Genomic DNA, 15,492 nt, shown 5'->3' with positions numbered 1-15,492 from the left:
TGTATGGGGAATGCGCTCGTTCACGCTTATTCGACGGCTTTCGCATAGCCACCGGGACGGGCGTAACGCAGCCCCATCGCCCCGATCGCGACAGCGGCGCAAACGATCGGCACGATCAGCATCGTGAAGACGCCTGACAGCCCCATCGCGCTCGCCATCACCAGCGCGCCGACGAACGAGCCCGCGATCGCGCCGAGCCGGCCGACACCGAGCGCCCAGCTCACGCCTGTCACGCGGCTGCCGGTCGGATAGAAATCGGCCGCGAGCGCATTGGCCCCGGTTTGCGAGCCGGCGACGCCGAAGCCGATCCCGAAGATGCCAATGCAGAGCGACGGCAGGTCGTCGTAGCGCCACGCGACGACGAACACGCACAGCGCGCCGGCGAGATAGGCGGCCACCAGCACCGCATACGCGTTGAAGCGGTCCATCGCGCGCCCGAGCAGGATCGCGCCGACCGTGCCGCCCAGCTGGAACATCGCGGTGACGATCGCCGCCTGCGCGAGATCGAAGCCCGCTTCGCGAAACAGGCTCGGCAGCCAGTTGGTGACGAGATAGACGATCAGCAGGTTCATCCAGAACGCACACCACAGCGCGAGCGTGCCGAACCGCAGCGGTCGCGCGAACAGTTGCGACACCGGCGAGCGCGCCGCGACGCTCGCCGGCTCGTCCGCGACGAAGCGCTGCGCGCCGTCACGTGCATCAGGCGCACCGGGCGACATACGGCGCAACACGGCCACAACCTGCGCGGCCGGCGCGCGCCGATGAATCAGGAAGCGGATCGATTCGGGCAGCGCGGCGAGCATCACGAGCCCGAGCGCGATCGGCAGCACGCCGCCGATGACGAACATCGCATGCCAGCCGTAACGCGGAATCACGTGCGCGGCGATGAACCCCGCCGCCGCGGAACCGAACGTAAAGCCGCAAAACATCGTCGTGACGACCAGCGCGCGGCGCGCGCGCGGGCTGTACTCGGACGTCATCGCGATCGCGTTCGGCATCGCCGCACCAAGGCCGACACCGGTCAGGAAACGCATCACCGTCAGCGAATGAATTTCCGGCGCGACCGCGCACAGCGTGCTGAACAGGCCGAACGACAGGACAGACCCGACCAGCAGGCGCTTGCGGCCGAGCCGGTCGCCGAGCGGCCCGGCGAAGAACGCGCCAACCGCGAGACCGACCAACCCGGACGCCAGCAACAGCGTGATGCCGGTCGTGCCGGCATGCCAGTCGCCCCGCAACGCGGGCACGACGAAGCCGATCAGCGCAGTATCGAGCCCGTCGAGCGCGACCACGGCGAAACACTGCAAGGCAATCGCCAGTTGAAAACGTGAGAACGGCAGCGCGTCGATCCAGCGCTGCACGTCGAATGCGGGAGTGGGTTGCAAGAGGGTGTCTCCTTCGTTTTATCGTCGCCGGACGGCCTGTGCCTGCCGCGTGCACCGGGCGCGGCGGACGATGCGGCACGCCCGTCTGCTGCGGCCGTTGCCGATCGTCCCGTTCAATATCAACGACTCATTCGTACTGCGAACTCCATTCGATACCACCGAACCGCGCGCTGCCATGCATCGCCGGATTGTTCCGACGAATCGGCGGCGCCCGCTCCGCTCAGTCCAGCTTGAACAAGCGCTTCGCGTTGTCGCGCCCGATCTTCTCCCGGTCGTTGTCGCCGATCTCGGCAGCGTCGAACCACGCGCTCGCCTCCTCCATCGATTCGAACGGATAGTCGGCCGAGAACAGCACGCGGTCGCTGCCGATCTCGTCGATCGCGTTGCGCATCGCGATCGTGCGGAAATTGCCGCTCGTCGTGACGTAGAAATGCGCGCGGAAAGTATCGATGAAGGAGCGCTTCGCCTTCACGCCCATCGGGTTCTTGCCGTTCGGGGACGCCCAGTGCGACGTGCGCCAGATGTTATGCAGCGCGAGCTCGCCGAGATGGCCGAGGATCACGGTCAGGTTCGGGTGTTCGTCGAACAGGCCGCTACCGATCAGGCGCAGCGCATGCACGCCCGTTTCGCGTGAAAACTCCCACGCCGGCCCCATCAGCCACGGATGGCCTTCGATCGCCAGTTGCTGGCTCGGCAGCGGATTGCGCGGGTGCAGGTAGAACGGCACGTCGAGCCGCGCGACCTCGGCCCAGAACGGCCGGTATTGCGGCAGGTCGTAGTAAGTCGCGTTGTCGGCGTGGCCGATCTGCGAGAAGCCGTTGACGAGCGCGCCCTTGAAACCGAGTTCGGTCACCGTCCGCGCCAGCTCGCGCGCGGCGGCGTCCGGGTCCTGCAGCGGCAGCGCCGCGAACGCGCCGAAGCGGTCGGGCCGGCGCGCGACCTGTTCGGCCAGCAGGTCGTTCGCGCGCCGCGCGACGTCGATCGCGCGCCCCGTATCGGTGATCGCCTGGACGGCCGGCGCGTTCAGCGACAGGATCGCGTAGCCGATCCCGCACGCATCCATGCGTTCGATGCGCTCCTCCTGCACGTCGAGCAGCTGACGGCGTCGCGCCGGCCAGATGTCGGCGGTAAAGTAGTGTTCGGAATCGCCGATCGTGTCCGGCGTGGCAAAGTGCTCCTCGAGTGCGATCTTGTCCCGCATGCTGCCTCCTGTGAGATCCGGGCCGCCGCGCCACCTTGGTGCGGCGAGTCGGAACCAGCATAGGAGGGCCGCGGCGCCCTGTTAAATTGCGGCGTTGAATACCGTCATTCACGGCATCTATGCCCGCCTACCGACCGACGCGATGGAACACGACCCCGATCTGCGCAACATCGACCTGAACCTGCTGCTCGTGTTCGACGTGCTGTACCGCACACGCAGCACGACGCGCGCCGCCGACGCGCTGCACCTCACGCAGCCGTCGGTCAGCAACGCGCTGAAGCGGCTGCGCACGCTGTTCGACGACGCGCTGTTCGTGAAGACGGCCGACGGCATGCAACCCACGCCGCGTGCGGACGCGATCGCGGCGCGCGTCGACGAAGGGCTCGCGTCGCTGCGCACCGCGCTGCAGGCCGGCCGCGCGTTCGACCCGGCCACGTCGACCCGCACCTTCCGCCTGTACACGAGCGATCTCGGGCAGGCAATCTTCATGCCGCCGCTCGTCGCGCATCTGCGCCGGGTCGCGCCCGGCATCCGGATCGTCACGGCCGATCCGCCGCTCGATGCCGCGCAGCAGATGATGAAGCTCGGGCAAATCGACCTCGCGCTCGGCATGTTCACCGGGCTGCATGCCGATTTCCATCAGCAGCGCCTGTTCCACGAAACCTACGTCGCGCTCGTGCGCAACGACCATCCGACGATCGGCGCGACGCTCACCGCCGAGCAGTTCTTCGCGGCCGACCATGTGAGCTACACGCCCACGGCCGGCAGCCACGCGCACTTTGAAGCGGCGCTTTACGCGCTGTCGCCGCATGCGGGCAGCACGCGCCATGTCGTGCTGCAGCTCGCGCATTCGTTCGGGCTGGAACGCATCGTGTCGTCGAGCGACCTCATCGCGTGCATTCCCAGCCGCCTCGCCCGCGAGCTGGCGCGACTGCAGGATGTGCGCGCCGTATCGCTGCCGTTCGACACGGCGCCAGCCGACATCGCGCAGTTCTGGCATGAACGCTATCAGCGCGACGAAGGGCATCAGTGGTTGCGCACGCTCGTCTACGACCTGTTTCACGACCTTCGCCACAGCGCGTTGCCGTAGGCGCATCGCAAAAAAAACGGGCAGCCCAAGGCTGCCCGTATCAACTCCACTTGGTTACAACGTTCTTCTCACGGAACACGGAGCGAACTCCGCGCCGCACAATTTAGTGACGCACGGAACCGTGGTCAATTTGACAAGAACGAAACCGCGTCGCACACGGGTAGGACACTGCGCCGCTCACGCGCCGAGCAACATCCCCTTGCGCACCGGCACCGTGCCCGTCACGCGGCCGAGCGGTGCGCCCGCCGTGACGAACCGAATCGCGCGGCGCATGTAGAACACGCCGTCGGTGCCGCTCGAAATCGTCGTGATCGCGTCCGTCAGCGGATCGACGATATCGAACAGCGGATCGCCGGCGCGGATCGTCGCGCCGATCGCCGCGCGGTGCACGAGTATCCCGCTCACCGGCGCATGGAACTGCTCGCTGCCTGCGAGCGGCGTGGCCGGCGCGGCGAGCGGCGGCAGCGGCTTGGGTTCGCCCTGCACCGCACCGCGCCAGACGAGATAGTCGACGAGCGCATCGGCATCGCGTTCCGCATAGTCGTACGTCACGTCGCGCTGGCCGCGACACTCGACCGTCACGGCCACGGTGCCGGCCGCCATCGGCGTGCCCGCCGGCAAGTGCTGCCGCAATTGCGACCACAGCAGGTGATGCGCATCGTCGAACGCGTGCCCGCCCGAATCCTCGGCGAGCAGCGACACCTCCGAGCCGAGATAACGCGCGAGCGGCTCGACTTCCGGCCAGGCGGTATCGCTCGTGTACACGTGCATCACCGCTTCGAGCGAACAATGCAGGTCGATCACCACCTCGGCGTCGAGCGACAGCTTCAGCAGCGCGAGCTGCAGCGCATCGAACTCCGTGCGCGGCGCGATCTCGTCGAGCGCCGCGCCGACGCACTCACGCACGATCGCGCGATTGCGCTCGCCGTCGTCGCCGAGCCGGTCGCGCGCACGCGCGGCGATCTCCGCGAGCGGCAGGAAGCCGCGATTGAAGTTGCGGCCGCTCGCGAGATCGAAACGGCCGATGAACTGCCCGAGCAGATGATGATTGAGACCGACCGGATTGGCGACCGGCACGAGCACGATCTCGGCTGCGAGCCGGCCGTCGGCATCGAGCTGCGCGAGACGCTGCTTCAGCACGAACGCCGCGAGCATCGCGGGCGTCTCGTCCGCGTGCAGCGCGGCCTGCAGGTAGATCTTGCGGCCGGTGTCGGCCGGCCCGAAATGAAAGCTCGTCAGCGTGCGCTGCGTGCCGATCGACGGCGACAGGAGCGGCGTGGTGCGAATCTGCATCGGTGGTCCCGAACGAAATGAAAACGAAGAAGCGGGTGAAACGTCGAGGTGACTCGGCGCTCAGTCGCCGTACGGGTTGAAGTCGAAATACTTCTTCGCGATCCGGTCGTACGTGCCGTCCTTCAGCATCGAAGCGATCGCGCCGTCGATCGACGCCTTGAGCGCCGTATCCGACTGCCGCATGCCGATGCCGACGCCGCGATCGCCCAGGTCGAGCGGTGCGCCGACGAACGCGAAGCCCTTGCCCTTCGGCGTGCGCAGGAAGCCGTAGTCGGCCTCCACGGTGCCGAGCAAGGCCGCGTCGAGGCGGCCGTTGACGAGATCGGCAAACACGTCGTCCTGGCTCTTGTACGGCATCACGCCGACACCGGCCGGCGCCCAGTGCGCGAGCGCCCACGATTCGAACTGCGTGCCCGACTGCACGCCGACGCGCTTGCCCGCAAGCGACGCGGTCGTGCTGTCGACGCCGCTCCCGGCCCGCGCGACGAGCCGCGACTTGAAGCGGAACAGCTTCGACGAGAACAGGATCTGCTTCTCGCGCTTCTCGGTGATCGCCATCGACGACAGGATCGCGTCGATCTTGCGCGCCTGCAGCGCGGGAATCATCCCGGAGAATTCGAGCTCGACCCACTGGCAACGCAACTGCGCGCGACGGCAGATCTCGTTGCCGAGATCGACGTCGAAGCCCTTCAGGCTGCCGTCGGGCGCCTTCGAATCCATCGGCGGATAGGTGGGATCGATACCGAGGCGCACGGCGCGCGCATCGAGTGCGTGCGCGGAACCGGCCGCGAGCGCAAGGCATAGGGAAACGAGCGGCAGGAAGGGACGTTTCATGGTCGACGAAGGCGGGACGATGGGCAAACGGCACGAGCCGGACTGCCTGCGATCGTAGAGCGCACGCGCCGCCGCCGGAATCGCCCGCTGACTTATCATGATCACTTTTCCCGATCACCGGCCCCGCGCTTGCCCATGGCGTTCACGCTCTCCCAGCTCCGCATCTTCCAGGCCGTCGTCGAGCACGGCAGCCTGCGCGCCGCCGCACGCGCGCTCGATCTCGCGCAGAGCGGCGTCACGCAGCAGTTGCAGAGCCTCGAGGCGACGCTCGGCGCGACGCTGTTCACGCGCACCAATCGCGGGATCGTGCCGACGGCCGTCGGCCAGCGGCTGCTCGCGCGCTCCGGGTCGATCCTCGGCGAATGCGAGCAGGTCGAGCGGGAAATCCGCCAACTGAGCGGCGCGTACGAAGGCACCGTCACGCTCGGCCTCGTGGCCGAACCGCTGATCGACGCGTTCGCGCCGGTGCTGAGCGCGTTCCGCGCGCGCTTCGACAAGGTCGACGTACACCTGCGCACCGGCACGTCGCGGATGATGATCGGCTGGCTGCGGGAAAGCGCGGTCGATTTCGCGATCGCGCTGGTCGCGAAGCAGACCGACACGACCGATCTCGCGGTTACGTCGCTGCGTGCATCCGCGCCGGTGGTCGTGTGCCGCAACGGGCATCCGGCGATGCATGCGCAATCGCTCGCCGAACTGGCCGACTACGCATGGGTGTCGACGCGCTCGCCGAACCTGAGCGCGGACCCCGTCGTCAACCGGCTGCTCGCGTACTTCGACGTGCACGGCCTGCCGCCGCCGAAGATCCTCGCCACCGTCGAAGGGATGTTCGAGACGCTGCAGCTCGTCACGCAGACCGATTGCCTGTCGCTCGAAACCGAAGCCGTGACGCGCCACGGGCCGTTTGCCGGCGCGCTCGCGAAGGTGCCCGTGCGCGAACAGGCCGAATCGCAGGACATCTGCCTGCTGCAGCGCGCGGCCGTGCCGCTGACGCCGGCCGCGCAGGAACTCGCGACGATGCTCGCGTCGTACCTGAGGGTGGTGCGCGGGCGGTAAGCGCGTATCGCCGCTCGCCGCCCGTCGTGCCGTGCTGCGACGCGTATCAGTCGATCGAATCCCGTGCCGTCTCGCGCAGCATCGCCACCGCAATCAACGACAGCACCACGCAGGCGGCCACGTAGCCGGCCGGCGCGAGCTTGCTGCCGGTCGTCTTCACGAGCCAGGTCGCGATCAGCTGCGCGGTGCCGCCGAAGATCGTCACCGCGAGCGCATACGCGATCGAGATGCCGGTCGCGCGCACGTGGCGCGGCAGCGACTCGCACATCAGCGCCATTTCCGACGCCGAGCCGAGCGAATAGAACAGCAGCATCAGCGCGGTCAGCGGCAGGATCACCGACAGCGTCGGGTGATGATTCATCAGCCAGAACGCCGGGAACAGCAGCACGACCAGCACGCCGCGGCCGACGAAGATCGGCAGGCGCCGGCTGCCGAGCTTGTCCGACAGCCAGCCGAACAGCGGGCACGTGACCAGCATCACGCAGCCCGACGCGACGCCGACGAACATCGACAGCTTCATCGGCAGGCCGAGCGTGTGGATCGCGTAGGTCGGCATGTAGAACGTCAGGATGTAGGTCGACACCGTGCCGCCCATCACCGTGAGCATCAGCAGCACCACCGTGCGCGTGTGCTTCGAGAACAGCTCGTGCAGCACGCCGCGTTCGATGCCGTGATGGCGCTCGCCGGGCGCATCGTCGGCGAGCCGGCGGCGCAAGAACATCCCGACCGGCGCGATCAGCACGCCGACTAGGAACGGCAGCCGCCACCCCCAGCTCTCCAGCGCGTCCTTCGTCATCGTGTTCGACATCAGCGCCGCGAAACCCGAGCCCATCAGCGCAGCGCCGCCCTGCGTCGCGAGCTGCCAGCTCGCGCGGAACGCACGGCGCGACGTGCCGCCCTGTTCGAGCAGCGTCGACGTCGCCGCGCCGAATTCGCCGCCCTGCGAGAAGCCCTGCAGCAGCCGCGCGAACACGACCAGCAGCGGCGCGGCCACGCCGACCTGCGCATACGTCGGCGCGATCGCGATCAGGCCCGTGCCGAGCGCCATCAGCATGATCGTCAGGTTCAGCGCGGCCTTGCGCCCCTTGCGGTCCGCATAGACGCCGAGCACGACGCTGCCGAGCGGCCGCGTGAAGAAGCCGGCGGCGAACGTCGCGACCGACAGCAGCAGCGACGTGGTCGGGTCGCTCGACGGGAAGAACAGCTTGCCGATCAGCACCGCGAAGAAGCCGTACACGGTGAAATCGAAGAATTCGAGCCAGTTGCCGATCACGGCCGCGGCGATCGCACCGCGCCGCGTGGCGGCCGGCGCGCCGGGCACGGGACTGACTTCGGCCGCCGCCGTCGACGCGTGGTGCAGCGCGAGATGGTCTTTCTGCATCGTTATCGCCTCCTCTCAACGCGGCCGGAAGCGCCGGCCGCTCGCGCCGCCGCCGGCATCACTGCCCCAGGTAACGCTCCACGAGACGCGTCCAGTACGCCGCACCGATCGGCAGGTTGCGATCGTTGAAGTCGTATTTCGGGTTGTGCACCATGCAGCCGTCTTCGCCTTCGCCGTTGCCGAGCCGCACGAACGAACCCGGCCGCTGCTGCAGCATGAACGCGAAATCCTCGCTGCCCATCAACAGGTCGGTCTGCTCGACCACGTGCGCGTCGCCGACGAGTTCGCGCGCCACCTGCGCGGCGAAATCCGTTTCGGCATCCGAATTGACGACGACCGGGTAGCCTTCGATGTATTCGACGTGCGCGGTTGCGCCGTAGCTCGCGGCCTGCGTTTCGGCCAGCTCGATGATGCGGCGCTTGAGCAGCGCGCGCACGTCGGGGCTGAACGAGCGCACGCTGAGTTCGAGGCGCGCGCCGTTCGGGATCACGTTGTTCGCGGTGCCCGCATGCATCGAGCCGACCGTGACGACCGCCGGCTGCGCGGGATCGACGTTGCGCGCGACGATCGTCTGCAGCGCCATCACGATGCTCGCCGCGACGACCACCGGATCGACCGTCAGGTGCGGCCGGGCCGCGTGGCCGCCGACGCCTTCGATCGTGATGATCGCCTTGTCGCCGGCCGACATGAACGGGCCGCGCCGCGTGAGGAACACGCCGGGTGCCGCGCCCGGATGGTTGTGCATGCCGAACACCGCGTCGCACGGGAAGCGCTCGAACAGGCCGTCGTCGATCATCTTCTTCGCGCCGCTGTCGACGCCATGCTCTTCCGCCGGCTGGAAATACAGGTGCACGGTGCCGGAGAAGTTGCGGGTCTTCGCGAGGTGTTGCGCGGCGCCGAGCAGCATCGTCGTGTGGCCGTCGTGGCCGCACGCGTGCATCTTGCCGTGCGTGCCGCTCGCATAGGGCAGGCCCGTCGCCTCGATGATCGGCAGCGCATCCATGTCGGCGCGAATGCCGATGCTGCGCGTGCCGTCGCCCACGCGCAGCGTGCCGACCACGCCCGTCTTGCCGACCCCGCGCGTTACCTGCCAGCCCCACTGTTCGAGCTTCTCGGCGACGAGCGCGGCCGTGTCGTGCTCCTCGTACGCGAGTTCGGGGTGGTGATGGATGTGGTGACGGATCTCGCGCAACCCGCCGGCGGCGGGCATCAGATCCTCGACTTCGGTGAAGCGGGTATCGGTGGACATCAAGGGGCTCCGGCTGTTTGTCTGCGCATGCAACGGGTGCGTGCGGGAAAGCGAGCCACTATATCCAGCCGATATCGGTTCAATAAGATGCGGAATTTTTCACCGTGATAAGGTTTTTTAATCAGGGTTAGTGCTGATCCCCGGTTTGGCCATGCGGCTTTCGATCTATGCAAATCCGTACAGCTTCGCCGGGTTGGTGACGAATATCCGTTGCTGCCAGTCCGCACGCCCGATCCAGCCGGCGATCACGTCCAGCAAGCTTGCATCGTCCGGCTTGTCCGTCTTCTGCGTCGGGTGCGGCCAGTCGGTGCCCCACAGCATGCGCTCCGGCGCCATGTCGATCAGCGCCTTCGCGACCGGCGCGACGTCGTCGTAGACAGGCGCGCCGGTCTTGCTGTCGACGTACGGCCCCGACAACGTGATCCACGTATGGCCCTTGTCGACGAGGCGTTGCGCGGTGCGAAACGCGGCCGACGAGAGCCCGCCGGGCTGCGGCACGTGCGCGATATGGTCGATGACGAGCGGACACGGCAGCACCGCAAGATGACGCTCGAGCTCCGGCAGCCGCGCGCCCTGCACCACCAGCTCGATATGCCAGCCGAGGTTCGCGATGCGCGCGGCGAGCGGTGCCAGCATGTCGAGTGTCGTCGCGCCCGGATAGCTCAGGTTGAACCGGATCGCACGGATGCCGCCGCGATCGAGCATCCGAAGTTCGTCGTCGCTCACGGTGCCGTCGACGACGGCCACGCCGCGCGCGTCGTCACCGAACTGCGCGAGCGCCGCCAGCGTGCAGCGGTTGTCCGTCCCGTACGTCGACGGCGTCACGACCACGTTGCGCTTCACGCCGGTCCGCGTCTGCACGCCCCGGTATTGCGCGACGGTCGCATTCGGCGGGCGCAGCGTCGTGCCCGGCGCGACCGGGAACCGGTCGTCGTAGATGTGCATGTGGCAGTCGATCGCCCCGTCGGGCAGCCGGAACGCCGGCCGCTCGGTGCCGTTCGACCACGTTTCGTCGGCCGCGGCCAGCCTCGGCAATGCAGCCGAAGCCAGCGTCGCGCCGGCGATCCGGAGGAATTCGCGTCTCGCGATGCGCGCCATGATCAGATGGTCCCCGTCTTGCCGACCAGCTTGCCCGACGCATGATTGCGCGTGAGCAGCAGCAGCGTCGCGACGCTCACGAGCGTGAGGATCGCGAGCGGCATCAACGCGAGCGCGTAGCTGCCCGTCGCCGCCTTCACCCACCCGTACACGTTCACCATCAGCCCGCCGCCGAGCAGGTTCGCGATCGCGTTGACCGTCGCGAGCCCGGCCGCCACGGTGCTGTTGGACAGCATGTCGGTCGCAAGCGCCCAGAACGGGCCCTTGAACGAATACGCGCCGACCAGCACCGCGCAGAGCATGCAGACCGTCGGCAGCAGCGATCCGCTCAGCGACGTCGCGAACAGGCCCACGCCGATCAGCAGCATCGGCACGGCCGTGTGCCAGCGCCGTTCGCCGACGCGGTCCGAGCGACGGCCCCAGTAGACCATCAGGACGGAGGCCACCGCGTAAGGCACCGAATTCAGCAGGCCGGTCTCCATGACGGTCAAGCCGAACGACTTCAGCAACTGGGGCTGCCACACGGACAGCGTGCTGCCTGCCGCGGAAGCGCACGTGTCGACGAGCGCGAGGCACAGCACGTAGCGGTTGCGGAACAGTTGCGTAAGCGGCAGCGACGGCACCTTCTTGCGCGCCTTGTGGCCGGCGGCCAGCGCGGTCGTGAGCCATGCGCGCTCGTCGTCGTCGAGCCACCTCGCGTCGTCCGGCTTGTTCGTCAGCACGAACAGGCACGCGATGCCGAGCAGCACGGTCGGAACGCCTTCGAGGATGAACAGCCAGTGCCATCCGCGCAGGCCCCACACGCCGTCCATCTGCAACAGCAGCGCGGAGATCGGCGAGCCGATGAAGCTCGCGGCCGGAATCGCGACCATGAACGTCGCGACGATCCGCGCACGATACTGCGCGGGAATCCAGTACGACAGATAAAGCAGCACGCCGGGGAAAAAGCCGGCCTCGGCCGCACCCAGCAGGAAACGCAGCACGTAGAACGTCGTCGCGTTGTGCACGAGCGCGGTCGCCGCCGACACGATGCCCCACGTGATCATGATCCGGGCGATCCAGATTCGCGCGCCGTATTTCTGCAGCGCGAGATTGCTCGGCACTTCGCAAAAGAAGTACGAAATGAAGAACAGGCTGCTGCCGAAACCGAACACCTGCGCCGACATCCCGAGGTCATGGTTCATCTGCAGCGACGCCATCCCCACGTTGCCCCGGTCGATGAAGGCAAGCAGGTAGCAGATCATCAAAAAGGGAATGAGCCGCCAGACGACCTTCCGTATGGTCCGGCGCTCGATCGCGGACGCGTCCATGAAACCGGTTTGCATGTTGTCTCCGTTTATTGTGCGCCTGAGCGCGTTCCTGTGAACCGTTGCCACGCGATGACCGCGATGACGCCGCACGCGAGCACGGCGGCCATGGCGGCGAAGGTGTGTCGCACGCCGAGCGCCTCGGATGCGCTGCCGACGAGCAGATAACCGAACGGCATCGTGCCGTTGTAGGCCATGCCGTACATCCCGACGAGCCCCCCGCGCACGTGATCCGGACACTGGCGCTGAATGGTCGCGTTCGTCGACGTGGCCGCGAACGTGAGGCTGAAGCCGAGTGCATAGAACGCGGGGATCGATCCCGCCGCATCGGTGGTCGCGGCCAGCACGGCCAGCGCGCCGACGGCCGTCCACGGCGCATACGCGATGAACCGGTGCGACGCACGCGGCCCGAGCGCCGACGACAGCAGCACCGCCGCGCTCAACGACCCGGCGCCGGCGCACGCGAAGAACACGCCGGTAAAGCGCGCCGCGTCGTGAAAGCCCTGATCCGCGAGCAGCGGCACGAGCGTCTGGTAGCTGCCGGCGAACAGGCCGATGCACGCGAGGATCGGCAGATAGCGGGCCGAGAACGCATCGGACAGCACGTAGCCGACCGCGTCGCGCAAGCCGCTCTCCGCGCGCGACGGGCGGCCCGCCGCCGCAGTCCGGATCGACCGCACGCATGCCGCCATGAAGCACAGCGCGAGCGCATAGATCGCAAACGACGTCCTGGGGCCCAGCGTCGGATAGACGAAGCCGGCGATGGTCGGGCCGACCATGCGCCCGACGTTGTAGACCATCGTGTTCATCGCGACCGCGTTGGAGGTGTGGGTCGCATCCTGAAGGCTCGTCAGCAGCAGCACCTGCCGCGCCGGCGTTTCCACCGCGCTCGACACGCCGATCGCCAGCGCATGCGCGAGGATCAGCTTCACGCCGAGCAGGCCGAGCAGCGACAACGTGAAGAGGCTGCTCGTCAACACCAGCGACGTCGCCAGCACGCAGAGCGTCACGCGCCGCGCGTTGGCCGAGCCGATGCGGGAGCCCGCCACCGGCGCGACGATCAACTGCGGCCCGTACAGCAGGAAGTTGAGCAGCGCGAGGATCGCCGCCGAGCCGGACAGGTGATAGATCAGCAGGTTCAGCGTGACGTTCTGCGTCCAGCTGCCGAGCACCGATGCGACCTGCCCGCTCAGGTAGCGCCGCAGCGACGCCTCGGTCAATGCAGGAAACAGCCTGTTCACCCACCCCGCTTGCGTTGCCACGTTCATGACAGCGCCTTCCCGCGCGTTTCGGGCGCGACCAGCACGACCGCGGCCGCGGCGACGAACGCGACGATCGTCGTCGCGAGCCCGAGCACGAAGCCGCCCGACGTCGACGCCAGCGAACCGATGACCAACGGCGCGATGAAACCGCCGAGCCGGCCGCCGTTGTACGCGAGGCCCATGAAGAAGCCGCGCGAAGCCGTATTGCCGATGATCTCTGCGAGGAACGGGCCGGCGCCCGCGAAGATGCCGTTCACGCTGAATCCGGTCAGAAAGATCGCGGTCATCAGCAGCAACGGATTCGCCGACACGATATACACGCCGACCGCCATCGCGCCGACCAGCAGGTAGGCCAGGAACATCGGCCGCCGGCCGAGCCGGTCGACCCATGCCGAGAACAGCAGGAATCCGGTGATCGCGCCGAACTGCAGCGCCAGCACGAACTTCAGGCTATGCACGAAGTCGAGGTGCTTTACCGTGATGAGGAACGTCGGCGTCCACGTGAATACGCCCCAGTACAGGTACTGCAGAAAGAAGATGAAGCAGAAAGCGGTAAGCAGGCCGCGCACGTTCAGCTTCTCGCGGCTTGCCGTGTCGAGCGTGCGGGCCTGCGACTTCGCGTGCCTGCGTTCGAGCCAGATCGGCGATTCCGGGGTCTTGCGCGCAAGCCAGAACAGAATGAAGAACGGCGATGCGCCGATCAGGAACAGCACGCGCCAGCTGTCGCCGGCCAATCCGTCATGCGCGGCGCCGACGATGCCCGAGATCGCGATCGCGAGAATCGCGCCGATCGGCAAGCCCATCTGCATCAGCGCGCCGCCCTTGCCGCGCCGGCTCGGGTGCCAGGTCTCCGCGACGAGCGCCGCGCCGGCGGTCCAGGTTCCGCCCATGCCGAGCGCGCCGAAAAAGCGCAGCGCGGCGAACGAATGCGCATCGGGCGCGAATGCGATCAGGCCGGAAAACAGCGAGTAGATGCCGACGCAGAGCAGCGCGGTGCGCACGCGCCCGATCCGGTCCGACACGAAGCCGAACAGGATGCCGCCGACGATCTGCCCGGCCGCCGTGACGCTCGTGAACATGCCAAGCTGCGCCTTGCTCAGCCCGAACTGCAGCGCGAGCGTCGGCAGCAGCAGCGACAGCAGGAACGAATCGTAGCTCTCGAACGTCCAGCCGAGCCCCGCGAGCGACAGCGAACGCCACTCGATACCGGTCACGCGCGTGAGCCCTTTTTCCGCGGCTGCGGACGTCATGTCCTGTGTCGCCACGGTTGCACTCGTCTTCATGGGTTGTCTCCGGGAAGCGTGATGCGATACGTCGATGCGGCCGTCCGGCTGAATAGCGCGGCCTTTTCATCGGCCGACATCGCGGACGCGAGTCGTTTGAAGGCGTTCCACAGCACGCGATAGCCGAACATCCCCTTGTCGACGGGGAAGTTGCTCTCGAACATGCAGCGTTCGACGCCGAAGAGGTCGACGCAGGTGTCGAAATACGGCTGCCACGCGGCCGCCAGTTCCTGCGACGACGGCGGCAGGTCGCGCATGGCGAAGTCGAAGCCGAATACGCTCATGCCCGCGCCGCCGAGCTTCATGCGCGTGTTCGGCAGCGCGGCGAGAGGCGCGAGTTGCCGTTTCCATTGCGCATGGACTTCCGCGCGTTGGCCGGCATGCGGACCCACGCCGAGCGGACCGCCGAAATGGTCGATGACGACGGTGACGTGCTCGCATGCGCGCGCGAGTTCGTACAGGTCGTCGAGCTGCGTGTGATAGACCCACGCGTCGAGCGACAGCCCATAGCGGCCGAGCGTCGCCACGCCCCGCCGGAAAGCCGGATCCGACATCCGGTCGCGCGGCGGCGTCACCGGGCTCGATCGCACGTCGGGGCTCGCATGCCACGCGAGCGGATTGCGAATCCCGCGCAGTCGCCCGCCGGATACCTGCAGCATCGTGTCGAGCACCGCATCGAGCTCCACGCCGAGCGACAGATCGGCGCCGCCGACGATGGCCTCGCAGCACCGCGTGGGGCCGTATGCGCCGCTGTCGAACATCGCGGCGACGCCGCTCGCGAATGCCACTTCGCCCACCGGCTTGAATGCCTCGGGCCCGCTTGCACGCAACATCGATCGACACTGCACGTAGACCGTCGACACGACCCGATGTCCGCTGCGCACGTCCGCACCGAACTCGTCCGCGAGATAGCGACCGGTCTGGCGGTCCCACAGGTGGTGATGGGCGTCGACGATGGCAAGCTCGGGTTCGAGCACCGGCTCGTCGCGCAAGGCGAGCCACTCGGGCCGGACGGGCAGATGGGGCGCGTGAACGGTCTGCATCGCACGCGCC

Annotated in this window: 13 protein-coding genes; 2 read left to right on the top strand and 11 right to left on the bottom strand. The window is 67.7% G+C overall.

Annotated features, from left to right (window positions below):
* Window positions 1-26 precede the first annotated feature (26 nt).
* Window positions 27-1,385, bottom strand: a complete 1,359-nt coding sequence (locus tag CFB47_RS19545) for an aromatic acid/H+ symport family MFS transporter (RefSeq protein ID WP_089461990.1) — start codon at window positions 1,383-1,385, stop codon at window positions 27-29.
* Between the two features lie 220 nt (window positions 1,386-1,605).
* Window positions 1,606-2,586: an amidohydrolase family protein gene (locus tag CFB47_RS19540; protein WP_089461989.1), complete on the bottom strand. Its 981-nt coding sequence runs from the start codon at window positions 2,584-2,586 to the stop codon at window positions 1,606-1,608.
* 142 nt (window positions 2,587-2,728) lie between these two features.
* Between CFB47_RS19540 and CFB47_RS19535 the strand changes: the two genes are divergently transcribed.
* Complete coding sequence (locus CFB47_RS19535) at window positions 2,729-3,676, top strand: LysR family transcriptional regulator (RefSeq protein WP_089461988.1); 948 nt, start codon at window positions 2,729-2,731, stop codon at window positions 3,674-3,676.
* Window positions 3,677-3,853: 177 nt separating this feature from the next.
* Here CFB47_RS19535 and CFB47_RS19530 read toward each other — a convergent pair whose 3' ends face one another.
* Both CFB47_RS19530 and CFB47_RS19525 read right to left on the bottom strand, forming a co-directional pair.
* The gene (locus tag CFB47_RS19530; RefSeq protein ID WP_089461987.1) at window positions 3,854-4,969 is read right to left on the bottom strand and encodes a succinylglutamate desuccinylase/aspartoacylase family protein; all 1,116 of its coding nucleotides are present in this window, start codon (window positions 4,967-4,969) and stop codon (window positions 3,854-3,856) included.
* 60 nt (window positions 4,970-5,029) lie between these two features.
* Complete coding sequence (locus CFB47_RS19525; RefSeq protein WP_089459089.1) at window positions 5,030-5,803, bottom strand: transporter substrate-binding domain-containing protein; 774 nt, start codon at window positions 5,801-5,803, stop codon at window positions 5,030-5,032.
* A gap of 135 nt (window positions 5,804-5,938) precedes the next feature.
* On the opposite strand from CFB47_RS19525, the gene CFB47_RS19520 reads away from it, so the two are divergent.
* Window positions 5,939-6,859: a LysR family transcriptional regulator gene (locus CFB47_RS19520; protein WP_089461986.1), complete on the top strand. Its 921-nt coding sequence runs from the start codon at window positions 5,939-5,941 to the stop codon at window positions 6,857-6,859.
* Between the two features lie 46 nt (window positions 6,860-6,905).
* On the opposite strand, the gene CFB47_RS19515 is transcribed toward CFB47_RS19520, so the two are convergent.
* From CFB47_RS19515 to CFB47_RS19485, 7 genes are all read right to left on the bottom strand, one after another.
* Window positions 6,906-8,240 carry an MFS transporter gene (locus CFB47_RS19515; RefSeq protein ID WP_089461985.1) on the bottom strand — a complete coding sequence of 445 codons (1,335 nt, stop codon included), beginning with the start codon at window positions 8,238-8,240 and terminating at the stop codon, window positions 6,906-6,908.
* Window positions 8,241-8,298: 58 nt separating this feature from the next.
* Complete coding sequence (locus CFB47_RS19510) at window positions 8,299-9,489, bottom strand: M20 aminoacylase family protein (RefSeq protein WP_089459091.1); 1,191 nt, start codon at window positions 9,487-9,489, stop codon at window positions 8,299-8,301.
* 165 nt (window positions 9,490-9,654) lie between these two features.
* The gene (locus tag CFB47_RS19505; RefSeq protein ID WP_089461984.1) at window positions 9,655-10,587 is read right to left on the bottom strand and encodes an amidohydrolase; all 933 of its coding nucleotides are present in this window, start codon (window positions 10,585-10,587) and stop codon (window positions 9,655-9,657) included.
* 2 nt (window positions 10,588-10,589) lie between these two features.
* Window positions 10,590-11,912 carry an MFS transporter gene (locus tag CFB47_RS19500; RefSeq protein ID WP_089461983.1) on the bottom strand — a complete coding sequence of 441 codons (1,323 nt, stop codon included), beginning with the start codon at window positions 11,910-11,912 and terminating at the stop codon, window positions 10,590-10,592.
* Window positions 11,913-11,923: 11 nt separating this feature from the next.
* The gene (locus CFB47_RS19495; protein WP_089459094.1) at window positions 11,924-13,162 is read right to left on the bottom strand and encodes an MFS transporter; all 1,239 of its coding nucleotides are present in this window, start codon (window positions 13,160-13,162) and stop codon (window positions 11,924-11,926) included.
* Window positions 13,159-14,439: an MFS transporter gene (locus CFB47_RS19490; RefSeq protein WP_089461982.1), complete on the bottom strand. Its 1,281-nt coding sequence runs from the start codon at window positions 14,437-14,439 to the stop codon at window positions 13,159-13,161. The genes CFB47_RS19495 and CFB47_RS19490 overlap by 4 nt, the downstream gene beginning before the upstream one ends.
* Complete coding sequence (locus CFB47_RS19485; protein ID WP_089459096.1) at window positions 14,436-15,482, bottom strand: amidohydrolase; 1,047 nt, start codon at window positions 15,480-15,482, stop codon at window positions 14,436-14,438. The genes CFB47_RS19490 and CFB47_RS19485 overlap by 4 nt, the downstream gene beginning before the upstream one ends.
* Window positions 15,483-15,492 lie beyond the last annotated feature (10 nt).

The sequence above is a fragment of the Burkholderia sp. AU27893 genome (genome assembly GCF_002223205.1).
Lineage (GTDB): Bacteria > Pseudomonadota > Gammaproteobacteria > Burkholderiales > Burkholderiaceae > Burkholderia.
This window is presented reverse-complemented; position numbering and strand designations above follow the sequence as displayed.